The sequence below is a fragment of the Ruegeria sp. CDSB114 genome (assembly GCF_059611025.1).
Genome location: NZ_JBXWOT010000002.1, coordinates 75,585 through 100,107 on the forward strand (window position 1 = coordinate 75,585; position 24,523 = coordinate 100,107).

Here is a 24,523-nt window from a genome sequence, read left to right on the forward strand (position 1 = left end):
GCAGTGATCTTGCTGACCCCGGCAGATAAGCTTAGAAAAAGGCTTTCATCTACCTCTGTGATGACATCAGGCGGTTACACGCGCCTGATAGGGTCCTGACCCGTTAATTGATAAGGAGCAGACCTTGACCGACGAATTTAACCATGCACCAAAAGACTGGCTCGAAGCCGAGTTGGAAGACGCGCTGGACGAAGATTTTGAGATCGAATTCAGCGAGCCCATGCTGTCGGTGGAAGTGCGGAAGATCTACAAGGATCAGCATCCCGACATGCTGGATCGCAAGGTCTATTTCCGTAACTTGCTGCGACTTCAGGCTGAACTGATCAAGGTGCAGGACTGGGTGCAACATACCGGTGCCAAGGTCTGTATCCTGTTTGAAGGCCGGGACAGTGCTGGCAAGGGTGGGGTGATTAAGCGGATTACGCAGCGTCTGAATCCGCGTGTTGCCCGGGTGGTTGCTCTGCCGGCGCCCAGCCGTCGTGAGCAGAGCCAGTGGTATTTCCAGCGTTACGTCCCGCATCTGCCCGCCGCCGGTGAGATCGTTCTGTTCGATCGGTCCTGGTATAACCGTGCCGGGGTCGAAAGGGTGATGGGGTTTGCCAGCAAAGATCAGGTTGATCAGTTCTTTCAGGACGTTCCCGAATTCGAACGGATGTTGGTTCGATCCGGGATCATCTTGCTGAAATACTGGTTCTCGATCACGGATGAGGAACAGCAGCTGCGATTCCTTATGCGGATTCACGATCCTATGAAACAGTGGAAACTGTCCCCCATGGATCTGGAATCCCGTATCCGCTGGGAGGCCTATACCAAAGCCAAAGAGGACATGCTGTTCCGTACCAACATCCGCGAGGCGCCCTGGTACATCGTCGAAGGCAACGACAAAAAGCGTGAGCGCCTGAACTGTATTGAGCATCTTCTGACCAAGATCCCCTATACGGATGTACCGCAGGAAAAAGTCGACCTCCCGGATCGCAAGTATAATCCGGAATACGAACGGCGTGTTTTGCTGGACGAGCTGTACGTGCCCAAGATTTACTGATCACGATAAACGCCCCCGGATTCCGGGGGCGTGGCTTTAGTTTTCGCTTGTCCGGCCTTCAGAACACAAAGTCGTCTCTGGCCAGGTCTGATAACAAGGTATCTTCTAGTGTCAGGGTGTGGCCGTTACCGGCATCGATGATGACGTCATTTCCGGATTGCGAAATGTGGTTCTTCATCAGATCGTTATACCCAACGATAGACTTGGCCTGCCGGAGGTTGACGATATCCTCGTCAGTGAAATCCGTTACAGTATCCGCGCCCTTGGTGAAGTAGAATTGATCCACTCCGGTGCCACCGGTCATGACATCTGCGCCATTGCCGCCAATCAGTTTGTCGTTGCCCGCGCCGCCGACAAGAATGTCGTTGCCCCCTCCGCCTTTAAGCACATCTTTTCCGCCGCCACCGTCCAGCTGGTCAATGCCATAGCCGCCTTTCAGAAGGTCTTTGCCATCCCCCCCATTCAGGTCGTCATTATCAGCACCGCCAACCAGAGTGTCATTTCCGCCTTCGCCGTTCAGGGTGTCGTCGCCGGAGCGGCCAAGCAGCTTATCTCGGCCGCCGCCGCCAACCAGGATATCATCACCGCCGCGCCCATCCAAAAGGCCAGCCTGTCCGGATTTCAAAACGAACCAGTCATCCGCAGCAGTGCCGATCTTGCCAGCCCTGACGTCCAACTGCCCCGAGGGCGGTGGAGGTGTGGAACCACCGGAACCGCCCGAACTGCTGGTATCAAGCTGCAAAGGCGCAGAGGTCCGTGCAAAGTTCTGGGTCACCATGATGGCGTTCCAGCCGTCATAGTTTCCGACCTCAATCCCAATTCCGATAACGGTCACGTTGGCGTCCAGAATATTCGCGCGATGGCCGGAACTGTTCATCAGGCTGTTGTGCAGATCCTGAACGTCATCCGACAGCCCCGGCGCACCGCGGACACTCTGCCATGCGATGTTTTCAGTCGCACGCCAGCTTCCGGAGAATTCGAAGCCCGCATCTTCCATTCTGTCCGATGGTCGCGAACCTCCGGCGCCGGTATGGCTGAACTTATCGACGTTCAGCATCCACTCGCTGTGATCTTCCGCCGCTGCGTTCAGCCGAAGCTCAAGCTTGACCGGTTGTAAGCCCGCCTTTGCCCGCTCTGCATTGATCAATGCGAGCATCTGCCGTTCTAGATCGCTGGCCGTTGACATGATTCTGCCTCCAATAGATTGCGTTATTTTGGCGGGACATTAGTGGCGAGAACTTGGCGGCGAGAAGACACAATCGTGCCGCTCGCGGTTGGTGGGCAGATCGCCACCGGAAGTTGAATCTGAGTTCGCGGTTTATCGCGCATTGACGCTGGGTTGCGTCAGCCAGTCGCGAAAAAGCGCGCAACGTCACCCTGAAAACGACAAACCCCCGGGCGATGCCTCGGGGGTCGTCAAATAGTGTCATCCAAAACTGGACGAGGAAGGTGCTTAGAGCAAACCTTCGCGCTGTGCTTTCTTACGTGCCAGTTTACGGGCACGGCGGATCGCTTCAGCTTTCTCGCGCGCTTTTTTCTCGGACGGTTTCTCGAAATGTTGCTTAAGCTTCATTTCGCGGAACACGCCTTCGCGCTGCAGCTTTTTCTTCAGGGCACGAAGCGCCTGATCGACGTTATTGTCGCGAACACTAACCTGCATGTGGTTGTCACCACCTTTCTAGATAGAGTTGCAAGGAAATTGCAGGAATTGGCCGTATAGCAAAGCGCCTCTATCTTGTCTAGTACTGGTCCTGATAACCGGAGAACCGCCATGACAACCACCTATGAAGACGCCAAGCAGCAGCTTTTGGATGCGATGCTGACACATGTTCCCTTCGATGGCTGGTCGGAAACCAGCTTTCGCGCGGCGATTGAAGAATGTGGAATGGATGACGTTCTGGTGCGGGCGATTTGTCCGCGTGGTGCCGTTGACCTGGCGTTGGCATTTCATGCGCGCGGGGACGCTGTGATGGCAGATCGCCTTAAAACTGAGGATTTGGGCGATATCAAATTCCGTGACCGGATCGCCGCTGCCGTCCGGTTCCGGCTGCAGGCCGTGCCGGATAAGGAACTCGTGCGCCGGGGTATGACCATGTTTTCGCTGCCAAGCCACGCGGCTGATGGCGCAAGGGCAGTATGGCAAACCTGTGATCTGATCTGGGACACGTTGGGAGATACGTCGGACGACGTGAACTGGTACACCAAGCGGGCGACATTGTCGGGGGTCTATTCCTCGACCCTGTTGTTCTGGTTGGGGGACGATTCGCCCGGGAACCAGAAAACGTGGGAGTTTCTGGACCGTCGTATCGACAATGTTATGCAGTTCGAAAAGCTTAAGGGGCAGGTGAGGGACAATCCTCTGTTCAGACCGTTTCTTGCTGTTCCGAATTGGCTGGCCGGGCAGGTGAAGGCTCCGACTAAAACCCACGGCACGCTTCCCGGATTCCTGACACCGCGCAAGTAGTCCTCTTGCTACTGGGCCTTGACGTTTCAGCCTGCTAGGCATTGGCCAAAGGAGATCTACCCATGACTCAGATGATGCGCGCCGTTGAAATCACCGAACCCGGCGGTCCGGATGTTCTGCAACTGACAGAACGCCCGATGCCCCAAGCTTTGGCCGGTCAAGTGATCCTCAAAGTCGCCTATGCGGGGGTGAACCGCCCGGATGCTCTGCAGCGCGCCGGTGCCTATAATCCACCTCCGGGTGCCAGTGATCTGCCGGGTCTTGAGGCCGCGGGTGAGGTCGTGGCCGTCGGGGCGGGGGTGGACGACCTATCCGTTGGCGATCAGGTCTGTGCCTTGCTGCCGGGCGGTGGCTATGCCGAATATGTGGCCACACCTGCGGCGCATTGTTTGCCGGTGCCAGCGGGGATGGGCCTGAAAGAAGCCGCCTGCCTGCCCGAGACCTTCTTTACCGTCTGGTCCAACGTCTTTATGCGCGGCAGCCTGAAGGCCGGTGAGCGGTTTCTGGTGCATGGTGGTTCCAGTGGTATCGGCACAACGGCGATTCAGCTGGCGAACGCCTTTGGAGCGCGGGTTTTTACGACTGCAGGCTCGGCTGAAAAATGTGAGGCCTGTGAAAAGCTGGGTGCCGAACAGGCGATCAACTACCGTGACGCGGATTTCGTAGCCGCGATGCGGGCCGAGGGCGGGGCGAACCTGATACTGGACATGGTGGGCGGCGACTATATCCCACGCAACGTTAAGGCGCTGGCCGAGGATGGACGGCTGGTGCAGATAGCCTTCCTTCAGGGGCCCGTGGTCGAGCTGAATTTTGCGCTTATGATGGTCAAACGCCTGACCTTGACTGGCAGTACTCTGCGCCCGCAAAGCGATCTGGCCAAGGCAAAAATCGCTTCGGATCTGCACGAAGCGGTCTGGCCATTGCTCGAGGCGGGAAAAGTTGCCCCTGTTATGGATAGTGAGTTTGATCTGGCTGATGCGGCGGCGGCCCATGCCTGCATGGAAAGCTCTGGCCATATTGGCAAGATTGTTCTGAAAGTTGCGGGATAAAGCTGTGTTTCAGGCCACAGCGCGCCGATAGAGATGCCAGGTGGCGTGGCCCAGTACCGGCATCACGACGATCAGGCCCAGCAACATCGGGATCGCTCCGATGACCAGCAGCGCGGCAACGATGAATCCCCAGCTCAGGATGACGCCCGGATTGTGACGCAACACCCGCACGGATGTCACCACGGCGACCGGAACGCCCACTTTGCGGTCCAGCAGCAGCGGAAAGCTGACGACGCTGATTGCCAGGGCGACGAGGGCACACAGAAACCCAACAGCGTTCCCGAACAAGATCATGGTCCATCCAGCGGCGGTGGTGAACACTTGGGTTAGAAAGGCACCCAGCGACGCGGGCAGGTCAGGGCCGAGTGTCTGAACATAGATGCTCTGCGCGACCATCAGCCAAACCAGAAACAGCATGACCATGTAAAACGCCAAAGCCAGAATTGCACCTAGGGAAGGGGACCGGAACACGCCAAACGCATCCAGCCATCCAGCCTCGCCACCTTGTTCTCGTTTGCGGCTGATTTCGTACAGGCCAAGGGCGGCCACCGGACCCACAAGCGCAAAACCACCAACCAGCGGTGCCAGCAGTGGAACCATGTTTGTGTTCAGCCCAATTCCGAACATCAGAAAACCTGCGATCGGATAGATGAGCACCACGAATATCGCATCGGCCCTTGTATCCAGAAAATCGCTGTATCCTGCCCTCAGGCAGGCCCAAAGATCATCCATCGTCAGCGTACGAACCACTGGCAGGTGTCGTGTATCCGCGCTGCCGATATGGCTGATATTTTCAGCTAGGTGATCCCCGGTTGCACCTATGTTCCGTGCCGCCCAGGTGATCGGATTGCCAATCGTTTTGTCCATTGCCGTCCCCTCCTGCATTGCGATGTTGCGCAGCGGGGTCAATCCGGCGACTTGTTGCTTTTGGCCGGACCAGCCAGCAACGCCTTGGGCATAGTATAGCACAAATTTTCGCGTTTGGGTTGCGCCTCGCGTAATCGTGTCGATTGCCCTGCGTCACAGGCATGTTAGCTTGGCCTGAGGCTAGAGGAGGACAACATGCAGAAAACGGCACGAACCGTCGTCATCCATGAACACGGCGGCCCCGTGGTTCTGAAGATCGAAGATCGCCCACTTGGTGAACCCGGCCCCGGTGAGGTTCGTATTCGTCATCATGCCTGCGGGCTGAATTTCATTGATGTATATCAGCGCACTGGGCTGTATCCGCTGGATATGCCTCAGGCTTTGGGCATGGAGGCCGCTGGCGTGATCGAAGCCGTCGGGGAAGGTGTAACGCATCTGGAACCCGGGCAGCGCGCGGCCTATGCTGCCTCTCCGCCCGGTGCCTATTGCGAGGCACGGGTCATGCCCGCCGCACAGGTGTGCCCGCTTCCGGATGGAATTTCTTTTGATGCGGCGGCGGCGATGATGCTCAAGGGGATGACAGTCGAATATCTGTTTCATCGAACCACACCGCTGAAACGCGGGGATACCGTGTTGTTTCATGCAGCTGCCGGGGGTGTTGGCTTGATTGCCTGTCAATGGGCCAAATCCGAGGGGATCGCGTTGATCGGTACTGCCGGAACCGATGAAAAATGCAGTTTGGCGCAGTTCAATGGTGCCGCGCATTGCATCAATTACCGGACCGAGAACTTTGCCGAGCGCGTCGCGCAGATCACCAAGGGCAAAGGCGTAGACGCGGTGATGGATTCCATCGGGTCGGACACGTTTGACGGATCGCTCGACAGCCTGAAACCGCTTGGCATGATGATCTCGTTCGGCAATGCCTCTGGCCCGGTGCCTCTGATCGACATTGGCATTCTGGCCAAGAAAGGATCGCTCAAGATAACGCGGCCAACGCTCTTCACACATATTTCGGACCACGCGGTCTGTCAGGCCATGGCGCGGCGCCTGTTCAACAAGGTCGAAGGCGGCGAGGTCAAAATCCACATTGATCAGAGGTTCCCGCTGGATCAGGTGGCCGAGGCCCATCGCGCACTTGAGGCGCGCCAAACCACAGGCAGCACAGTTCTTGAACTGTAAATGAAAGGAACCCGGCGTTTGTGCCGGGTTCCGTCACTGTTTCCTTAGAACCGGTAGGTTGCACGGGCCTGGATTGTGGTCGCGTCCACATCAATTCCGGTCGAATCGAAATCGTTGAATTCGTGATACAGGATTTCGCCTCCAACGCTGACATTGGGGGCGACAATCTGTTCATACCCAGCGCCGATGAACCAACCATCGTCACTGCCAAGATTGTCCGTGCTCGCCTCGGCATAGCCCCCGATACCATATAGCAGCCCCACCGGAGTCACTTTGTATCCGGCGCGTGCTTTCAGGCGCCAAACGTCTTCGACCTCGACGCCGGGGGTCAGTTCAATGCTGGTCCAGTCATAGTCAAAGCCGCCACCGACAACCCAATCCCCCAGATCATAATCATATCCCAACACGATACCGCCAATCGCGCCATCACCGTCGACGCCCGAAACATTGGTGTCGATATCGGCATAGCCGACCTGAAGGCCGCCGTAAAAGCCCGTCCAGTTGCCCGAGGATTGCGCCGAGGCGCCTCCGGCCGCAATAGAGGCGATAAAGGCCGCAATAAAAAATCTACCTGTCATTCTGTTAACCTTTCTTTCGAATTGGTCTTCAGCAAACCTGTGCTGCTCATTTGTACGTGGTATTGCCAGGGCCCGGTCTGACGACCGGATCGCTGTTTTTTGGCTGTTTCCGTACCTGATCTCTGTGCCGCCGCTTCGGGGCACTGGCCCACGTTTTTTGGGCTCGTTCCTGCTTGAACAACTAGGGTGAAAAATGGCGGTTTCAAATGGTAATCGGCGGCAGGGTGAACTGCCGCCGATCCGGTGTTTTTCTTGGGCGGATTATTGCGCCTGCAATTCCGAAGGGCTCTTGTCGGCGATATCTTTCCAGTTGGTGTCGGCGCGCTCGTTAAAGCCGGGGATGTCGCCTTCCCAACGTTCCTGAATATCTGCGGACAGATTCAGGTACAGCTTGTTGTCGACGATTCTCCAGTAGTTCGGGTCGCCGTCAAACTTGAAGCCCATCGCGGTGCCGAATGCGCAATAGCCACCATATGCGGGCAGGTAGGCTTCGGGGTTTTCTTCAAACGCGACTTTGTTTTCTTCCGAGGCGAAGCGGTACAAGGCTTCGTTGTGCAGCGCAGTGATGCGGTAATCGCCCTTGGTGGCTTCGCCAGCGGTGAAGTAAGCGACCGGGTCATAGCCCTGCAGCGCCAGACCGGTCGAACTTGCATTCAGTTCGACGCCTGCAGCCAGGGTCGAGCTTGCGATGGCAACAGACAGCGCGACGCCGCCGATAAGGGATTTGATCTTGTTCATTGTTTTCACCTTTCGTGAATCGGACTGCCGGGGGATTCCGTAATTGAGTCTGGGCAACCCTGATTGTTTTGTTCCGTGCGGTCGGTAATTGGCCGCCACGACCCCGAAGTGGGCAGCGTATTGATCACGTTCAAAACAACTAAAGGTGATTGTGTGCTGGCAAACGGATCCTGTGCGTTTCCGCTCAGGATCCTTGGGTGCGCGTATCAGCAAGGATTAGGGTTCAACCCGGAACCGGCGGGGTTCCAGCCAGCCGATGACCGGCTTGCGACTTGCGGCATATCCCGCAACCGAACGTTCCAGCCGATCCGCAAGAACGGGCAACCGGCTGACAGGAACCTTCGGGAACAGATGATGCTCGCGGTGGTAGAACATCAGATAAGCCAGCCGCGCCAGCACCCCGCGCTGACTGCGCGCGGCAACGCCACTGTCATGCGTGCCCTGATGGGTTATCCAGACCGCAAACAGGGCGGCAAGGCATTGGGCTGTGCTCATCGCAGCCACGTGCAGCAGCAAGGTTTGCGATCCGCTCAGCACAGCAGCGGCGATCACGGCAAGCACCAGCCCCCAGTCGATCAGGATGCGGCGACGGGCCTTGACGTTGGCGACCCGCCAGGCCGCACGGTTGATGTCGAAGGGAAACCGGGGTCCGTATACCAAGACCTGCGCCAGGGTCATGTGCCCGCAATTCCCCTCGCAATCGCCCGGACCCATGGCGTGTTTGTGATGCAGCAGGTGGCATTGGCAGAAAGCGTGATTAGAACCCAACATAAGCGCGCTGAGCACATGCATCACCAAGGAATCCTGCCGCCGCGACAGCCCGAGATTGCCATGGATCGCTTCGTGGTTCAGGCGCAGGGCGCACAGAAAGAACAGAAAGCTGGCCATAGCACCAAGTGGCCAGAGGGCAGTGCTGTAGAGCGTCAGAGACAGCAGCAGCCAAGGCAGCGGTAGCATCAGTTCCTTGATCTTGTCCCAGCGGTTCAGGGGAACCAGGTCGGCCCATTGGATGCCTTTCGGGGCGCGTTCGGGCGGGCGTTTGGGCTGGATCATGTCATGCTCCTTCTTACATCATATTCTGAGATTTCTGTATTGAGAGAAATTTGAGGGTAAAATTTTTAGGGCGACTTGTCCCCTTGTCCCTTGGGCAGCAGCCGGGCGATGCGTCCGCCAAGTTTGACGATTGCCAGTTGAACGCGGCGAGGTAGACGGTTCACATCGACATACCAGTCGTCGAACATCTGCATGGTTTCTAGCGTCTCATCAATCCGCTGGCGCACTTTGGGCGAGGTGCCGTCATTCTGAGCCTCTTGGGCAACGATACGCAGCGCGGCCAGAGTGGGCGCATATTCACGTTCGCGGCGGCCTTCAACCACAGCTTTGGTCAGGTCAAACATGTCCCGGATCGAATGAAATTGATCGCGCCGGTCACCCAGGTTTCGGCTGGCTTTGATCAGCTTCCAGCCTTGCAGTTCCTTCAGCCCGGTCGAGACGTTCGAGCGGGCCAGCCCGAGCGTTTCACAGATCTCATCTGCAGTCATCGGTTCGGGCGAGATGTGCAATAGCGCGTGGATTTGCGCGACCGAGCGGTTCACACCCCACTTGGTACCCATTTCCCCCCAATGGAGGATAAAGTCGCGCATGGATTCAGTAAGGTGCATGATTGCATCCAGTAATTTCTGTAATGACAGAAATTACAGATAGAAATGATTCGATCAAGAACCAATTAACTCAGGCGGATATCAGGTCTTGGACCCGATCCTGGGTTCGGTGCCAGCTTTGATGCGCGAGATATTGGCGGCATGGCGCCAGTACACAAGCAATGTCAGGACGATTCCCAGAATAAACGTCGACCCGTCACTCAAAACCATGACCCAGGTTGTAGACAGGGACGCTGCTGCAAGGGCCCCAAGCGACGAAATCCGCCAGATGGCAGCGGCCACCAGCCAAGTTATGCAGCAGGCAATGCCCACGCCCCAGTCAAGCGCTAGCCAGAGGCCCAGAAAGGTCGCGACACCCTTGCCACCTTTGAAGCCCAACCAGACTGGAAAACAGTGGCCCAGAAACGCGGCCAATGCGGCGACCTGTACGGCGTCTTCCCCGGCCATGGCACGGGCGAGCAAGACGGCAGCGGCCCCTTTCCCGGCGTCAAAGATCAGAGTCAGCGCGGCGGCGGCCTTGTTGCCGGTGCGAAGTACATTGGTCGCCCCAATATTGCCCGACCCGATATCGCGCAGATTTCCCAGTCCCATCACCTTGGCGATGATCATGCCAAAGGGGATCGACCCCATCAGGTATCCAATCGCGGCCCAGAGGATCAGCTGGGTCATCGTACTGTCGATCAGGGGCATCAGGGTCTCCGGTATACTTCTTGGCCTGCCACAAAGGTTGCGGTGACCTTACCTTGCATCCTCTGGCCGTCAAATGGCGTATTCTGCGATTTGGATCTAAGCGTGAACCGGTCCAGCACAAAGGGCACATCCGGGTCGAACAGAACCAGGTCGGCCGGCGCGCCCTCAGACAGGCGACCGCTGTCCAGACCCAGTCGTTTAGCTGGGTTCAGAGCCATCGCGCGGAACAGAGTCGGCAAGTCCAGTTGATCAGAATGGTACAGGCGCAAAGCCGCAGGCAGCAACGTCTCCAGCGCCACCGCGCCCGAGGCCGCCTCTTCAAACGGGAGGCGTTTGCTTTCTTCGTCCTGTGGCGTGTGCATGGAACTGATCGTGTCGATCAGACCTGCCCGCACCGCTTCGATGACAGCCCGCCGGTCATCTTCCGACCGCAGCGGAGGTTTGACCTTGAAGAAGGTGCGATAGTCGGCCACGTCCAGCTCGTTCAGCGTCAGATGGTGGATCGAGGTTCCAGCAGTGATGTCCAGCCCGTTCCGCTTGGCCCGTTCCAGCGCGGGCAGGGCGCGGGCGGTGGTAATCTGATCGGCGTGATAGGCCGCACCGGTCATTTCCAGCAACGCAATGTCGCGGTCCAGCCCCATACGCTCGGCCATTGGGGAAACGGCGGGCAATCCGCGCAAGGCGGCGAATTTGCCGCTGGTGGCGGCGGCGCCAGCGCTCAGCCCCGGTTCCTGAGGGTGGGCGATCACCAGCGCACCGCAGGATTTCGCATAGGTCAGCGCGCGCGTGAACACTTTGGTATCTGCAATGACATGATCACAGTCGGTAAAGGCGACGGCACCGGCATCCAGCAGAAATCCGATCTCGGTCATCTCGCGCCCTTCGCGCCCTTTGGTCAGGGCCGCCATGGGCAGCACATTGACCGGGGCATCCGCCTGTGCGCGCCGGGTCGCAAATTCCAGCGTTTCCGGCGTGTCCACGGCAGGTAAGGTATCGGGGCGCGTCACGATCGTGGTCACACCCCCCGCCGCCGCTGCCAGTCCTGCGGATTTATAGCTTTCCTTGTGCCGCTCGCCCGGCTCGCAAACCTTGACGCCGAGATCGACGATGCCCGGTGCCAGGCAATGCCCGCCGCAGTCGATGACCTGCGCGTCAATTGACGGGGCCGCACCTTCGCCGTTGGCCACGATACGGCCATCAGCCACATGCACCCATCCCAGTGCGTCTGCGCCAGTTTCGGGGTCGATCAGGCGGGCGTTGGTGAAGATCAGATTGCTCATGCCATGGCCCTTTCAATAGCGGTTTTGGTAGCGGCAGGATCTGCCTGATACTTGATCAGGTGCTTGTCCCCGCCTTTTGTGACGATTTGAACAAAGCTACCCATGGTTTTGACAGCCTCGATCTGGTTCAGCGCCACTTTGCGCGGGCCAGGACCGGTCAGAGTAGTGTCGGTCATTTCCCATGCGGCCGCCAGCTCTTCTGAGGCCAGATACCACGCACGAATGCCGATTGCAGCAAGGCCCGCTGGCGCGCCGGTCCAGACATAGGGATTACCGATCAGCCAAAGGATGACCATGGCCCCTGCCATAGCCGCGGCTGCCATCCACGTGTTGGTGCGGATATAGGCCCCTTTGTCGGGCGGGAAAGTCACAGGATCAGCCATAGGGCACCTCCGATAACCAGAAGGATCAACAGCGCCAGAACCGCAGAGCCCATGCGACGCGGTTTGTCATTTTGCGGTGCGGATTGCGACGCCGAATACGGTTTCGCGCTTTCCGTCTCAATCCGGCCACCTGCCCAGCTTGTTGCTTCTTCAGTATAGAGCCCGATCAGGCGCAGCCTGCGGTCGGGGCGCAAAGCGGCTGTACGACCGCGAAATGCGGCGCTGCGGACTACCAGAACCCAGCCGTCAATCGCATCCAGCGCTGTGCGGTCCAGCTGATCTGCGGACACGTCGCAGCCCTCGGTCAGATAGCCATAGAGGCCAAGGTCTTCGAGGTCCGAGACCGGAAAGACGTCGACCTGCTCGGGATCCAGCCCCGCTACCCCTAGAATCTGATCGGCGGCTCCGGGTTCGCGCAGAAACTTGGCCTCTTCCGGGCGCATGTCGAGTGCGAACAGGCGGATAACGCCGTGTTCATGGGATGCGACGGCCAGATCGCTCATGCGGCCTCGCGCAGATTGCGGGCCAGCAGTTCCATCGCAGCCATGCGGACGGCGACACCCATCTCAACCTGCTCCTGAATGACCGAGCGGTTGATATCATCGGCTAGCGTTCCGTCAATCTCGACCCCGCGGTTCATTGGGCCGGGATGCATTACAATGGCATTGGGTTTGGCCTGCGCCAGTTTGGCGGCATCCAGCCCGTAGCGATGATAGTATTCACGTTCCGAGGGGATGAACCCGCCATCCATCCGCTCTCTCTGAAGGCGCAGCATCATCACGACATCGACGTCTTGAAGGCCTTCATTCATATCGTCATAGATCTCGGCTCCAAACTCGGCAAATTGGCTGGGGACCAGCGTTGGCGGGCCGATCAGGCGAATGCGGTTTTCCATCTTGCCGAGAAGGATCAAGTTCGACCGCGCCACGCGGGAATGGGCGACGTCGCCGCAGATCGCGATGTTCAACCGGTGCAGGCGACCCTTGGCGCGGCGAATGGTCAACGCATCCAGCAGCGCCTGTGTCGGGTGCTCATGCCGCCCGTCGCCTGCGTTCAGTACGGCGCAATTCACCTTCTGCGCCAACAGATCAACCGCGCCGGAATGCGGGTGCCGCACCACCAGAAGGTCGGGATGCATTGCGTTCAGCGTCATCGCCGTGTCGATCAGCGTCTCACCCTTTTTGATCGAGCTGGCCTGCATTGCCATATTCATCACATCCGCACCCAGCCGCTTGCCGGCCAGTTCGAAACTGGCCTGAGTACGGGTCGAGTTCTCAAAGAACATGTTGATTTGCGTCAGCCCGGCCAGCACATCTGAGTGCTTGTTCGGTTGCCGGTTCATCTCGACATAGGTCTCGGCCAGATCAAGAATGGCGGTAATATCGGATTGGGACAGGTGCTCGATGCCAAGAAGGTGACGATGGGCGAAACGCATGGGCGGACTCCTGTCTGACAATCGGCCCGCTTATAGAAAGCCGCGCCGCGCAAGGCAACCTTGGGATCAAGGCGTTAGGGCAGTTTCTCGCACCCGCCTTCGGGCAAGCACAGTTCGCCGGGTTTGCACCATTTGCCATAGCCGCAGTCGATCGCCTTAACCGGCACACATCCTTGATGGTTCGAACATTTGAATCCGGGGCGGCATTGTGATCCGGTTTTCTCGCACAAGAACCAACCGGGCTGCGCGCATCCTCCGCCTGGCAGGCAGGATGATCCGGCCGCACAGGTCAAGCCGTCGTCACAGGTGATGGGGCTGCCGCTGGTGGCTGAATCCGGGTCGAATTCGGGGGTGTTTCGCTGGCATTCCCCGCGCGCGTTGCAAAAGCTGTCGCCGGGGCAGTCCAGACGCGTGGTGCATGCGTTGGCCCCTTTGGGTGCGCAGCGCAACCCGCCTGCCACGCAGCGCTCGAACGGCCCGCAGCTGCGGCCGCCGCCGCAATAGGTGCCGCCCAGCGGGATGCAATGATTGTCGAAACTGCATCTTTGCCCACCGGAACAGCACCGACTGCCACAGGCGAACTGCCCCGCGCGGCACTGGTCGTTACGGTCAAACAGCTGCGCCGAAACAGGCCCGCTGGCCATGGCCAACAGCGCCCAAATTGAGAGGATTCGAAACAGGATCAGCATGATTGCCCCAATGGTCGGTGCGACCGAGCGCGCAATCAAGGCCAATTCGCTTTCCCTCGGTCAAAAGGAGGTTAGATTGAGGTCTATGGAATCGGCTTTGGATTATCACACAGCGCGGGCTCTGCTGGATTGGCAGATTGAACTCGGCGCGACGGATGCGATCGGGGATGCCCCGGTGGACCGCTATGCGTTGCCCGACACTGCGCCCAAATCCAAAAAGCCCACAGCGGTACAAACGGCGCCGGAAAAGCCCAAGCCGGTCGATGCGTTGGCGATTGCCGATTCAGTCGCCAAGACTGCTGGATCGCTGGACCAGTTGCGCGCTGCGATGGATGCGTTTGATCATTGCGATTTGAAACGTGGTGCGCGCCAGTTGGTGTTTGCCGACGGGACGCCGGGTGCTCGGGTGATGATTATAGGCGAGGCTCCGGGCCGGGATGAAGATCGCGAGGGCAAGCCCTTTGTTGGTCGGGCCGGGCAGTTGCTGGACAGGATGTTGTCCGCGATTGAGCTGAACCGTGCCGAAAACGTCTATATCACCAATGTTCTGCCCTGGCGGCCCCCGCAGAACCGGGATCCCAAGCCCGAAGAGATCGGCATGATGAAGCCGTTTCTGGAGCGCCACGTCGCATTGGCCAAGCCCGAGGTTCTGGTCGTGATGGGCAATATCAGCTGTCAGGCGGTGCTGGGCAAACGCGGTATAACTCGGTTGCGCGGCCAGTGGGATCAGGCTTGGGGGCTGCCGGTCATCCCGATGTTTCACCCTGCTTACTTGCTGCGGCAACCGCCAATGAAACGGCAGGCCTGGGCAGATCTGTTGGAGTTGAAGGCCCGGCTGGAGGGCAAGTGATGCGCATCCTGGCCTTTTCCGACCTGCATATGGCGCGCAGTCGGGCGGTAGAATTGGTTGCCGCCAGCGCCGAGGCGGATCTGGTGATCGGTGCTGGTGATTTCTGCAATATGCGGCAAGGGCTGGATCAGGCGATGGAGATGCTTGCGGGCATTTCGGCCCCTCTGGTCCTAACCCCCGGCAATGCCGAAAGCGTCCAAGAGCTGACAGCGGCTGTGCCCGAAGGTGTCCACGTGCTGCACGGTACCGGGATGACTGTGGACGGGGTGCGCCTGTTTGGTCTGGGATATGGTGTGCCCGTGACGCCTTTTGGCGGTTGGTCCTGCGATCTGACCGAGGCCGAGGCCGCCGAGTTGCTGGATCGGTGCGACGCTGCCGATATTCTGATTACGCATTCTCCGCCCAAAGGGCATGGCGATGTCACGTCGATGGGCGGCGCCGTCGGTTCGGTCGCGGTGCGCGACGCGATCGAGCGGGTGCAGCCGCAGCTTTCTCTGCATGGCCATATCCATGACAGCTGGGGGTATCGCGGGGCAATCGGGCGCACCCAGGTGGCCAATCTGGGGCCCAGACCAAATTGGTTTGAGCTGCATTGATGATCGAAACTGTAACCCTTCTGGCGTTTATCCCGGCTGCGCTCGCTCTGAACCTTACCCCGGGCGCTGATATGATGTTCTGCTTTGGGCAGGGCCTGCGCAAAGGTGCTAGACCCGCGCTTGCAGCCAGCGCGGGTATTTCTGCGGGCTCGATGGTGCATGTGCTGCTGGCAGGGCTTGGGTTTGGCGCGGCGGTATCGACGCTGCCCTGGCTGTTTGATGTGATCCGTTGGTTGGGGGTGGCCTATCTGCTGTATCTGGCCTGGCGTTCGATCAAAAACGGTGCTGCGCCGACCGAGGCACCGGCACATAGCGGGAAACTTGCGTTTCGTGATGGGCTGCTGGTCAATCTCACCAATCCAAAGGTCATCCTGTTCGTGCTGGCCTTCATCCCGCAATTTGTGGACCCGGCCTTGGGGCCAATCTTGCCGCAGTTCCTGACCCTTGGCCTTATCATCGCGCTGGGCGGCTTTGTGGTGAACGGGATGGTCGGCATGTTTGCCGGTGGCACGGGCCGAGTCTTGGTCTCGAACCCGCGTGCGTCGCGTTTCATGGGCTGGGTGACCGGAGGGATTTTTACGGCGCTCGCCATTCGGCTTGCGATTATGGAAAGGGCCTGACGTCATATGTCACGCATCGACGAAAGCAAAGAATTCATTCCAGTTCGGATCGCCGTCCTCACTGTCTCGGATACGCGGACGCTGCCCGAGGACAGATCGGGACAGACTTTGGTGGATCGGATTCAGGCGGCGGGCCATTTGGTCGCGGACCGCAAGATCCTTCCGGATGAGCGCGCCCAGATTGCAGAACAGCTGCGCGTGTGGATCGCAGATCCTGAAATAGATGCCGTCATCTCGACCGGGGGTACCGGCCTGACAGGGCGCGACGTTACAGTCGAGGCGCATCGGGATGTCTACGAGAAGGAAATCGACGCATTCGGCACGGTTTTTACAATCCTGTCGATGCAAAAGATCGGCACCTCTGCCGTCCAGTCGCGCGCCACAGGTGGCGTCGCCGGGGGCACCTATCTGTTTGCATTGCCCGGCAGCCCCGGTGCCTGCAAGGATGCCTGGGATGGAATATTGCTAAAACAGTTCGATTATCGTCACCGGCCCTGCAATTTCGTGGAAATTATGCCCAGATTGGACGAACATCTGCGACGGAAGTAAGCTGGTTACACGTTCAAATGTGTATTACCGCTTTGTGGCTTGGCATTTTTCGGGGCAAAGCTACCTTCTGAAATGCCAGCCTGATGCGAACGGGGTGATAGTAAATGCGCTTTCTGAGGCAGAGCCTTGCCGGAGTTTTCCTGACGTCCTTGACGTTGGCACTCTTGTTTGTGGCGGTTCAGATGATCGCGGGTGCAGTGCAGGATGTTCTGACGCGCGAGGATGCCGCTCCGCAGGCGCGGGAGCGCATTTTTGCGGTTACTGTCCGGAATGCCGAAGTGGAAACCGTAACGCCTTATCTTGAAGCATTTGGCGAGGTGCAAAGCCGCCGCCGCCTGGAACTGCGTGCAGCGCTTGGTGGCCGTGTGATAACCTTGTCCGAAGATTTCGAAGATGGCGGTGCCGTCACTGCAGGAGAGGTTCTGGTCGAGCTTGATCCGGCGGATGCACAATCGGCGCTGGATCGCGCCAAGTCGGACCTGCTGGATGCTCAGTTTGAGGAACGCGATGCCGAACGGTCGCTGCTGCTGGCGCAGGATGAGCTGAACTCGGCCGAGGCGCAGGCCGAATTGCGGGGCCGTGCCCTGCAGCGTCAAAAAGACTTGAAAAGCCGGGGAGTGGGCGCGGCGGCATCCGTGGAAGAGGCGGAACTGGCCGAGGCATCGGCACAGCAATCTGTTTTGGCCCGGAGGATCGCGCTGGCACAGGCGGAATCGCGCGTCGATCAGGCGACGACGTTGCTGTCGCGTGCCCGTATCGCACTGGCCGCCGCCGAACGTGATTTGGAAGACATGACCATCCATGCCCGGTTCGGGGGCACATTGACCGACGTAACTTTGGTCGAGGGTCGCCTGGTCTCGGCCAACGAAAAACTAGCCGAATTGGTTGATCCTAAAGCACTTGAGGTGGCCTTTCGCGTCTCGACCGCGCAATTCGTCCGCCTGCTGGATGCTGAAGGGGATCTGATCAACTCCCCGGTCACTGTATCGCTAGAGGTTACAGGAGCAGATCTTGCGGCGCAGGGCCGCATAAGCCGCGATAGCGGCTCGGCCGGAGAAGGGCAAACCGGTCGCCTGCTTTATGCCTTGCTCGAGGATACTTCGGGATTCAAGCCCGGTGATTTCGTGACAGTCTCGGTTCAGGAACAGCCGCTTGAGAACGTGGTGCGCCTGCCGTCTTCGGTTCTGGATTCAGCAGGGACGGTTCTGATTCTGGGCAAGGATGACCGGCTTGAGGTTCTACCAGTGCAGTTGATCCGCCGTCAGGGTGATGAGGTGCTGCTGCGCGGGCGGGGGTTGGAAAGTCGCGAGGTTGTCATTGGTCGAACGCCTCTGCTTGGGGCCGGTGTCCGGGTCAGGCCGCTGCGGGATGAGGCCAACGCAGGGGGCCAGACGGATATGGTCGAGCTGTCCGAGGAACAGCGTGCCCAGCTGGTGGCGCAGGTCGAAGCCAGTGATGCATTGCCTCAAGATGTCAAAGCCCGCGTGCTGGGCCAACTGGGCGAAGCCAAGGTTCCCGCGTCGTTGGTGCGCAGCATCGAAAACCGAGCCGGAGGTTAGGCGCGATGATGCGCGAAATTCCCGGCGCGGCTGGGGGGATACTCAGCTATTTCACGCGCCACAGGACGGTCGCCAACCTGCTGCTGCTAGTTATGCTGGTGCTGGGCGCGGCGGCCATCCCGAATATGCGGGCGCAGTTCTTTCCCGATGTGATCCTTGAACGGGTGGATGTCAGCGTTAGCTGGGATGGAGCTGGCCCTGAAGATGTTGATAATGGCATCGTTCAGTTGTTGGAGCCGGCCCTTCTGGCCGTTGAAGGCGTGTCCAGCACCTCTTCGACTTCGCGCGAGGGCACAGCCCAGATCCGGATGGAGTTCGAGCCGAACTGGGATATGTCTCGCGCGGTCGAAGAGGTCAGAACAGCGGTCGACAGTGTCACCAACCTGCCAGACGACGCTGATGAGCCGACCATCCGACGCGGCGCCTGGCGCGATCGCGTCACGGATGTTGTCGTCACTGGCCCTGTCGATCCTGAACAGCTGGCCAAGTTCACCGATGAGCTGATCAACCGTTTGTTCGCTGTTGGCGTGACCCGCACCACGATCCGGGGCCTCGCCGCGCCGCGCGTTGTAGTCGAGGTGCCCACAGCACAGCTGATCGCCAACGACATCACCCTATCCGAGATCGCCTTAGCCATCGCTGCCGAGGTCAACGCCAATCCGGCAGGGGATGTAACAGGGGCCAATGCGCGCATTCGCACCGGCACCGAAAAGCGCAGCCCGGAAGAGATCGAAGGGATTACGCTGCGCAATTTCACCGATGGCTCAAAGCTGTTGATAGGTGATGTGGCGCAGATCCGGATCGAGGGGGTTACCCGAAACCGCAGCTATTTTGTTGGCAAGAACCCGGCAATGTCCGTCCGTGTGGACCGGTCAAATCTGGGCGACGCGATAGAAATTCAACACACGGTCGAAGATGTCGTCTCGCAGATGCAAGCCAGCCTGCCCGAGGGCGTAAAGGCCGAGCTGATCCGGACACGGGCGCAAGCGATCACCGACCGGCTGGATATTCTGGTCGATAACGGGCTGGTTGGGCTGGGTCTTGTGGTCTGCCTTCTGTTTCTGTTTCTGAATGCGCGGATTGCCTTTTGGGTTGCCGCGGGTATCCCGGTGGCAATGTCGGCGGCGATTGCGTTCATGTATATTGGTGGCCTGTCGATCAACATGGTGTCGTTGTTCGGCTTGATTATCACTCTGGGTATCGTCGTGGATGACGCCATCGTTGTGGGTGAACATGCCGATTTTCGCGCGCGACGGCTGGGTGAGCCACCAATGGTGGCCGCCGAACGCGCCGCACGTCGCATGGCGATGCCGGTCTTTGCTGCGACGCTGACCACGGTTATTGCCTTTTTTGGCCTGACTGCGATTGGTGGACGTTTCGGAGAGTTAATCCGCGATATCCCCTTCACGGTGATAGCGGTATTGATCGCCTCGCTGATCGAATGCTTTCTGATCCTGCCCAACCATATGGCCCACGCGATTGCGCACTCTGCCAAGGAACATTGGTATGATCTGCCGAACCGTGTGGTTAACAAGGGGTTTCGCTGGGTGCGCGATACGCTGTTCCGACCGCTGATCGCCTGGGTAATCTGGGCACGCTATGTGGTGGTGTCGGCGATGATCGTCATTCTGGCCAGCCAGATTTCCCTGTTCATCCGCGGGGACGTGAACTGGCGGTTCTTCAATGCGCCCGAGCGTGGATCAGTTACAGGCAATTTCATCATGGCCGAGGGCGCAGGCCGCGCGGATACCTTGGCCATGATGCACCAACTACAGGCCTCGGTAGAGGCGCTTGGCCAACGCTATGAAGAGCGGCACGGGCGCAACCCCATTGATTACGTGCTGGCCGAGATTGGGGGATCCGCGGGCCGTGCACTTTCGGCAGCGGATGGCAAGGACACGGATTTGCTGGGCGGGATTTCGATCGAGTTGATAGATGCCGACCTGCGCCCCTATTCGAGCTTCGAGTTTGTCGGAGAGTTGCAGGAAATGGCGCCAAGCCATCCCAAACTTGAGCTGCTCAGCTTCAGGGGCTGGCGGTCTGGTCCGGGAGGAGATGCGATTGACGTGCAGCTCTACGGCGCCGATGTGAACACGCTTAAAACGGCTTCCGAGGACTTGCAGGTCGCGCTTTCGAAATACCCTGAGGTTTCAGCGCTGGAAGACAATCTGGCCTATGACAAGGAAGAATACATTTTGGATCTGACCGCGCAGGGACAGGCGCTGGGCTTTCGGATCGAAACATTGGGCCGGGTGCTGCGTGACCGTCTAAACGGGATCGAGGCCGCGACCTTCCCGGATGGCCCGCGCAGTGCCGAGATCCGGGTTGAATTGCCTGAAGGGGAATTGACCGCCGATTTCCTGGAGCGCACACTGATGCGCACGCCCGATGGGGTCTATGTCCCGTTGGCCGATATCGTTTCGGTTCAGCGCAAATCCGGATTCTCGACCGTGCGGCGGGAAAACGGACTGCGGGTGATTTCGGTCTATGGCGATATCTCCGAGGACGATCCAACGCGCGCGGCCGAGATCGCCCGTGCGATGAGCGAGGAAATTCTGCCCAATATCGCAGCCACACGTCAGGTCGAGTGGACCATGGCAGGTCTGAGCGAGCAGGAAGAAGAGTTTCTGTCCGAAGCCCGTACCGGTCTGATCCTGTGCCTGACAGGCATCTATCTGGTGCTCGCCTGGGTCTTTGCCAGTTGGACCCGACCATTGGTAGTGATGGCGATCATTCCGTTTGGTTTGGTCGGAACCATTTGGGGTCATTATATCTGGGAGGTTCCGCTCAGCATGTTCACGGTTGTTGGCCTGCTGGGGATGACCGGGATCATCATCAACGACTCGATTGTTCTGGTGACGACGATTGACGAGTATCAGCAGACTCGTGGGCTGGTGCCGTCCATCATCGAGGGGACATCGGACAGATTGCGGCCAGTAATGCTGACGACGCTGACCACGGTTCTGGGCCTGACCCCACTGTTGTACGAAGGATCGCAGCAGGCACAGTTCCTCAAACCGACCGTGATCACGCTGGTCTATGGGTTGGCGTTTGGGATGGTGCTGGTATTGCTGCTCGTTCCTGCCCTGCTGGGGATCCTGAACGATCTGTCGCGGCCAATGACGGCCATGCGTCGCGCAATTCGGGCGCCGGATCGTGTGGTGCAGGGGGCGCTTGTTGTCACCGGGTTTGCCTTGATGCTCTGGTTTGCGTTGACGATGATCTGGCCTGCGGTGACCGGGTCTCCACCGGGCCTTGTTTCGGGGCTTTATGCCGGGCCAGAGGGCCCCTCAATCCTGCGGATGGGGTTAGGAGCTTTTACTGCCGGCGCCACGGTGATTCTGGTGGTGAGCATTGTTTTGTCGGGCCTGTTGTACGCCCGTCTCAAAGGACGCACTGCCTAGCCCTGACGCAGGGCGGTTTCCAACAGGTTTGAGACCCGGTCGCTCATGGGCAGTGCGCCTTGCCGGATCAACTCCAGTGGAAACCAGCGCGCATCCATCGCGTCGTCCCCCGCAACCGGCTGCCCGGTCTGATAGCGGCAGGCCACGCCGACCAACAGGTAATGAGACAGAACCGCGCCCTGAGCGTCGCGGCGCAACAGGTCCAGATTGTCCAGATACCGCAATGGCTCGGCAATGACCGAGGTTTCTTCGCGCAGTTCCCGCTGTGCTGCCTGCAGGACGGTTTCACCCCATTCCACATGGCCGCCGGGAAAGCCCCACAGCCCCTTATCGGGTTGTTTGCTGCGCTGAACCAGAAGGACGTGCCCGTCATGAATGACGACCGCAAGCGCACCGATTTTCGGAGTTTGCATCATGGGATCAGCCAGCGCTGCACCCCAGAATGTCCACCGCGTGATTGGCCCCCAGAACAGTGATCCGGATCTTTGAGCGATCCAGCGCAAACGGACCGCCCGAGGCGTTGATCACCTCGGATGTGGCGACCAGAGTACCGCCCTGCCGTTTGGCGTCGGTTTGCGAGGCCCACAGCTCGGGGTTGCCGGGCTCGATCACGGCAACCTCGCGGCCACCGGCGGAAGGCATGGTGACGCGCGCCTCGATCTGCATTCCGTCAGACGTCGGGGTCAGGTGGCACCGCGCGTTGGCGACCCGGGCTTCTTTGGCGGAATAGGGACGCTTGGCCAGTGCCGCCGCGATCGTCGGGTTGCGCTCTGCTTCGGCGTTCAGGGTATGATCGAAGCCCAAACGTTCCGGGATGCAGACGTCTTTGCAGACCCCCAGATCCACCGTGCCTTTCAGCCGCACGGGTTTGGCCGGGTTCTTCGGCAAAATTTCGACAGGGAGGACCATTTGATTTTGGTATCCAATCGACTGCAGGCCATTCTGATCAAAGACATCCGGCGCGGGCCATGTGATCGACACGCTGCCGACATTGGTTGATCTATTCCAGTCGAACTGTGGCGGAATACCTGCATCGCCCGGCGCCCGCCAATAGGTCTTCCAGCCGTCCTGCAGGGTCACCCGCAGCGCCCCAAGATAGGCTCCATTTGCTGTGCGCCCGCCATCCAGGATATCCAATTCGGCGACTGAGCCGACCACTTGTGCAGATGCCGGTCCAATCGCGCCAACGGTCACGGCAAGGGCGGCTGCCAGAAATGTCTTGTGAATGTTCATACCCTATAAATGCGTGGTCTCGAGGCGAATTCCAAGTCACGTTCGGGTCACTCGAATGAAATCTAGCGAAATCGCCGCTCGTCCCTTGCCAATACCGGGACTGCGGGGGCATTGTTGATGGGAGCTCAGCAAGAGATGTCGTCTTATGGATCTGACCGGTAAACTGTTGATTGCGATGCCTGGGATGGGCGATCCGCGTTTCGATCATTCGGTTGTCTATGTTTGCAGCCATGGCGACGATGGCGCGATGGGTTTGATCATCAACAAACCTTCGGATTTACGCATAAAGACGCTGCTGGGTCAGTTGAACATCGCTTGCCGTATCCCGATCGTGGGTGAGCGTCTGGTGCATTTCGGCGGCCCGGTCGAGATGTCGCGCGGATTCGTCCTGCACAGCGCCGATTATGACGCGAACCTCCATTCCCTGCAGATTTCGGACGATTTCAGCATGACAGCAACGTTGGACGTGCTTGAAGACCTGGCCTCGGGGCAAGGGCCGCTGAACTCTATGCTGACGCTAGGGTATTCAGGCTGGGGACCCGGGCAGCTTGAGGATGAGATCGCGATGAACGGATGGCTCACAACCGAGGCGGATTCGAAGCTGGTGTTCGATGTTCCCGATGATCAGAAATGGGAGGCGGCGCTGGCAACGCTGGGCGTCGATCCTCTGACTTTGTCGGCCAGCGCAGGGCGCGCCTAATCAACTGTCACGTGGCGCTGCGGCCCGGCGCAACCGGTCGTTGATAGCGGCACCCAATCCGTGGTCCGGAATAGGGGACACGGCAATCGGGCGTCCGGTGCTGTTGAGCTTGTGCAAAGCCGCAAACAGATTGGCCGCCGCCTCGGTCAGGTTGCCATCAGCGGACAGGTTCAGGTCGCATTCGACCGGCCCAAATCCCAAGAGAATCTCGTCACCATATGTAGTCTGCGCGTGCAACCGGACCGCCACGTCCGGCGCGTAATGCGACAGCATCTGTCCGGGTGCTGTTAGCGTGTCGCCGGATTGGTGTAGATGCAATGCCGAGCCGAGAGCTGCCTCGATCTGGTCCAAAGCCACCCCGCCGGGGCGTAGCAGAGCAGGTTCTCCAGCGAGGCCGACAATGGTGGATTCCAGCCCGACACCACAGGGACCATCATCCAGAATGGCAGCGATGCGCCCGTCCAGACCGGCGCGGACATGCGCGGCTGTTGTCGGGCTGATCTGTCCCGAAGGGTTGGCCGAGGGCGCAGCGACCGGCCCGTCGAACATCTCGAGAATAGCCCGGGCCGAAGGATGCGCAGGCACCCGAACCGCCAATGTATCCAGCCCGGCAGTGACAAGCGACGATACACCGTGCCCTTCCCGCAGCGGCAGAACCAGAGTCAGCGGGCCGGGCCAGAACGCATGTGCCAAAGCCTCGGCCTGATCTGACCATTCAACAAACCTGCGCGCGGACTCTACCGATGCGACATGCGCAATCAGAGGGTTGAAACTGGGCCGGCCCTTGGCGGCATAGATGCTGGCGACAGCCTCTCCGTTGCGAGCATCCCCACCCAGCCCATAGACCGTTTCAGTCGGGAAAGCGACCAGCTGTCCCTGCCTCAAAAGATCCGCAGCCTGAGCAATTCCCGCCTGGTCGGCTGACAGTTCGAGTGTACCGTTAGAGATCATTGTGAG

At 59.2% G+C, this 24,523-nt stretch carries 27 protein-coding genes; 11 read left to right on the forward strand and 16 right to left on the reverse strand.

The window, feature by feature from the left end:
- The first annotated feature begins 124 nt into the window (after nucleotides 1-124).
- On the forward strand, nucleotides 125-1,042 hold the full coding sequence (gene ppk2, locus AC2FIP_RS07845) for a polyphosphate kinase 2 (RefSeq protein WP_496785859.1): 918 nt from the start codon (nucleotides 125-127) through the stop codon (nucleotides 1,040-1,042).
- A 58-nt stretch (nucleotides 1,043-1,100) separates the two neighbouring features.
- On the opposite strand, the gene AC2FIP_RS07850 is transcribed toward ppk2, so the two are convergent.
- Both AC2FIP_RS07850 and rpsU read right to left on the reverse strand, forming a co-directional pair.
- Nucleotides 1,101-2,228, reverse strand: a complete 1,128-nt coding sequence (locus AC2FIP_RS07850) for a CAP domain-containing protein (protein ID WP_282021660.1) — start codon at nucleotides 2,226-2,228, stop codon at nucleotides 1,101-1,103.
- A 267-nt stretch (nucleotides 2,229-2,495) separates the two neighbouring features.
- Nucleotides 2,496-2,702, reverse strand: a complete 207-nt coding sequence (gene rpsU, locus AC2FIP_RS07855; RefSeq protein WP_005614280.1) for a 30S ribosomal protein S21 — start codon at nucleotides 2,700-2,702, stop codon at nucleotides 2,496-2,498.
- 111 nt (nucleotides 2,703-2,813) lie between these two features.
- Between rpsU and AC2FIP_RS07860 the strand changes: the two genes are divergently transcribed.
- Both AC2FIP_RS07860 and AC2FIP_RS07865 read left to right on the forward strand, forming a co-directional pair.
- Nucleotides 2,814-3,506: a COQ9 family protein gene (locus AC2FIP_RS07860; RefSeq protein ID WP_496785860.1), complete on the forward strand. Its 693-nt coding sequence runs from the start codon at nucleotides 2,814-2,816 to the stop codon at nucleotides 3,504-3,506.
- Nucleotides 3,507-3,568: 62 nt separating this feature from the next.
- A complete protein-coding gene (locus tag AC2FIP_RS07865) occupies nucleotides 3,569-4,555 on the forward strand; it encodes an NAD(P)H-quinone oxidoreductase (RefSeq protein WP_496785861.1) in 987 nt (328 codons plus the stop codon).
- 9 nt (nucleotides 4,556-4,564) lie between these two features.
- Here AC2FIP_RS07865 and AC2FIP_RS07870 read toward each other — a convergent pair whose 3' ends face one another.
- The gene (locus tag AC2FIP_RS07870) at nucleotides 4,565-5,422 is read right to left on the reverse strand and encodes a DUF2189 domain-containing protein (RefSeq protein ID WP_496785862.1); all 858 of its coding nucleotides are present in this window, start codon (nucleotides 5,420-5,422) and stop codon (nucleotides 4,565-4,567) included.
- Between the two features lie 195 nt (nucleotides 5,423-5,617).
- On the opposite strand from AC2FIP_RS07870, the gene AC2FIP_RS07875 reads away from it, so the two are divergent.
- Nucleotides 5,618-6,601, forward strand: a complete 984-nt coding sequence (locus AC2FIP_RS07875) for a quinone oxidoreductase family protein (protein ID WP_496785863.1) — start codon at nucleotides 5,618-5,620, stop codon at nucleotides 6,599-6,601.
- 44 nt (nucleotides 6,602-6,645) lie between these two features.
- Here AC2FIP_RS07875 and AC2FIP_RS07880 read toward each other — a convergent pair whose 3' ends face one another.
- The 10 genes from AC2FIP_RS07880 to AC2FIP_RS07925 form a co-directional block, all read right to left on the reverse strand.
- The gene (locus tag AC2FIP_RS07880) at nucleotides 6,646-7,179 is read right to left on the reverse strand and encodes an outer membrane protein (RefSeq protein WP_271948532.1); all 534 of its coding nucleotides are present in this window, start codon (nucleotides 7,177-7,179) and stop codon (nucleotides 6,646-6,648) included.
- A gap of 261 nt (nucleotides 7,180-7,440) precedes the next feature.
- Nucleotides 7,441-7,917, reverse strand: coding sequence for a YHS domain-containing (seleno)protein (locus AC2FIP_RS07885; protein WP_271948672.1), 477 nt, complete (start codon nucleotides 7,915-7,917; stop codon nucleotides 7,441-7,443).
- A gap of 216 nt (nucleotides 7,918-8,133) precedes the next feature.
- Entirely contained in the window at nucleotides 8,134-8,970 is an 837-nt protein-coding gene (locus tag AC2FIP_RS07890; RefSeq protein ID WP_496785864.1) for a fatty acid desaturase, read from the reverse strand.
- Between the two features lie 65 nt (nucleotides 8,971-9,035).
- Nucleotides 9,036-9,578, reverse strand: a complete 543-nt coding sequence (locus AC2FIP_RS07895) for a GbsR/MarR family transcriptional regulator (RefSeq protein WP_496785866.1) — start codon at nucleotides 9,576-9,578, stop codon at nucleotides 9,036-9,038.
- Nucleotides 9,579-9,659: 81 nt separating this feature from the next.
- On the reverse strand, nucleotides 9,660-10,268 hold the full coding sequence (gene plsY / locus AC2FIP_RS07900; RefSeq protein ID WP_142635346.1) for a glycerol-3-phosphate 1-O-acyltransferase PlsY: 609 nt from the start codon (nucleotides 10,266-10,268) through the stop codon (nucleotides 9,660-9,662).
- Complete coding sequence (pyrC, locus tag AC2FIP_RS07905; protein ID WP_496785867.1) at nucleotides 10,268-11,548, reverse strand: dihydroorotase; 1,281 nt, start codon at nucleotides 11,546-11,548, stop codon at nucleotides 10,268-10,270. The genes plsY and pyrC overlap by 1 nt, the downstream gene beginning before the upstream one ends.
- Nucleotides 11,545-11,931 carry a hypothetical protein gene (locus AC2FIP_RS07910; protein ID WP_496785868.1) on the reverse strand — a complete coding sequence of 129 codons (387 nt, stop codon included), beginning with the start codon at nucleotides 11,929-11,931 and terminating at the stop codon, nucleotides 11,545-11,547. The genes pyrC and AC2FIP_RS07910 overlap by 4 nt, the downstream gene beginning before the upstream one ends.
- Nucleotides 11,916-12,434, reverse strand: a complete 519-nt coding sequence (locus AC2FIP_RS07915) for a hypothetical protein (protein WP_496785869.1) — start codon at nucleotides 12,432-12,434, stop codon at nucleotides 11,916-11,918. The genes AC2FIP_RS07910 and AC2FIP_RS07915 overlap by 16 nt, the downstream gene beginning before the upstream one ends.
- The gene (locus AC2FIP_RS07920) at nucleotides 12,431-13,366 is read right to left on the reverse strand and encodes an aspartate carbamoyltransferase catalytic subunit (protein WP_496696508.1); all 936 of its coding nucleotides are present in this window, start codon (nucleotides 13,364-13,366) and stop codon (nucleotides 12,431-12,433) included. Before AC2FIP_RS07920 ends, AC2FIP_RS07915 begins: the two co-directional genes overlap by 4 nt.
- A 74-nt stretch (nucleotides 13,367-13,440) precedes the next feature.
- Entirely contained in the window at nucleotides 13,441-14,100 is a 660-nt protein-coding gene (locus AC2FIP_RS07925; RefSeq protein ID WP_496785871.1) for a scavenger receptor class F, member 2, read from the reverse strand.
- Between the two features lie 40 nt (nucleotides 14,101-14,140).
- On the opposite strand from AC2FIP_RS07925, the gene AC2FIP_RS07930 reads away from it, so the two are divergent.
- From AC2FIP_RS07930 to AC2FIP_RS07955, 6 genes are all read left to right on the forward strand, one after another.
- Nucleotides 14,141-14,905, forward strand: a complete 765-nt coding sequence (locus AC2FIP_RS07930; protein ID WP_496693552.1) for a uracil-DNA glycosylase — start codon at nucleotides 14,141-14,143, stop codon at nucleotides 14,903-14,905.
- Nucleotides 14,905-15,501 carry a metallophosphoesterase family protein gene (locus AC2FIP_RS07935; protein WP_271948518.1) on the forward strand — a complete coding sequence of 199 codons (597 nt, stop codon included), beginning with the start codon at nucleotides 14,905-14,907 and terminating at the stop codon, nucleotides 15,499-15,501. The genes AC2FIP_RS07930 and AC2FIP_RS07935 overlap by 1 nt, the downstream gene beginning before the upstream one ends.
- Complete coding sequence (locus AC2FIP_RS07940) at nucleotides 15,501-16,121, forward strand: LysE family translocator (protein WP_496696504.1); 621 nt, start codon at nucleotides 15,501-15,503, stop codon at nucleotides 16,119-16,121. Before AC2FIP_RS07935 ends, AC2FIP_RS07940 begins: the two co-directional genes overlap by 1 nt.
- 6 nt (nucleotides 16,122-16,127) lie before the next feature.
- On the forward strand, nucleotides 16,128-16,670 hold the full coding sequence (gene moaB / locus AC2FIP_RS07945; RefSeq protein WP_496696503.1) for a molybdenum cofactor biosynthesis protein B: 543 nt from the start codon (nucleotides 16,128-16,130) through the stop codon (nucleotides 16,668-16,670).
- Nucleotides 16,671-16,774: 104 nt separating this feature from the next.
- Nucleotides 16,775-18,229, forward strand: a complete 1,455-nt coding sequence (locus AC2FIP_RS07950; RefSeq protein WP_496785873.1) for an efflux RND transporter periplasmic adaptor subunit — start codon at nucleotides 16,775-16,777, stop codon at nucleotides 18,227-18,229.
- A gap of 5 nt (nucleotides 18,230-18,234) precedes the next feature.
- Nucleotides 18,235-21,633 (forward strand): efflux RND transporter permease subunit, encoded by a 3,399-nt coding sequence (locus AC2FIP_RS07955; RefSeq protein WP_496785874.1) that lies wholly within the window; start codon nucleotides 18,235-18,237, stop codon nucleotides 21,631-21,633.
- Here the strand turns inward: AC2FIP_RS07955 and AC2FIP_RS07960 are convergent.
- Both AC2FIP_RS07960 and AC2FIP_RS07965 read right to left on the reverse strand, forming a co-directional pair.
- Complete coding sequence (locus AC2FIP_RS07960) at nucleotides 21,630-22,049, reverse strand: NUDIX hydrolase (RefSeq protein ID WP_496785875.1); 420 nt, start codon at nucleotides 22,047-22,049, stop codon at nucleotides 21,630-21,632. The two genes, AC2FIP_RS07955 and AC2FIP_RS07960, sit on opposite strands and share 4 nt — an antisense overlap.
- Nucleotides 22,050-22,053: 4 nt before the next feature.
- Entirely contained in the window at nucleotides 22,054-22,866 is an 813-nt protein-coding gene (locus AC2FIP_RS07965; RefSeq protein WP_496700968.1) for a protein-disulfide reductase DsbD domain-containing protein, read from the reverse strand.
- Nucleotides 22,867-23,011: 145 nt separating this feature from the next.
- Here AC2FIP_RS07965 and AC2FIP_RS07970 point away from each other — a divergent pair, with 145 nt between their 5' ends.
- The gene (locus tag AC2FIP_RS07970) at nucleotides 23,012-23,566 is read left to right on the forward strand and encodes a YqgE/AlgH family protein (RefSeq protein WP_496749987.1); all 555 of its coding nucleotides are present in this window, start codon (nucleotides 23,012-23,014) and stop codon (nucleotides 23,564-23,566) included.
- Here the strand turns inward: AC2FIP_RS07970 and AC2FIP_RS07975 are convergent, their stop codons facing one another.
- Nucleotides 23,567-24,517, reverse strand: a complete 951-nt coding sequence (locus AC2FIP_RS07975) for an L-threonylcarbamoyladenylate synthase (RefSeq protein ID WP_496706173.1) — start codon at nucleotides 24,515-24,517, stop codon at nucleotides 23,567-23,569. It lies immediately after the preceding gene.
- Nucleotides 24,518-24,523 lie beyond the last annotated feature (6 nt).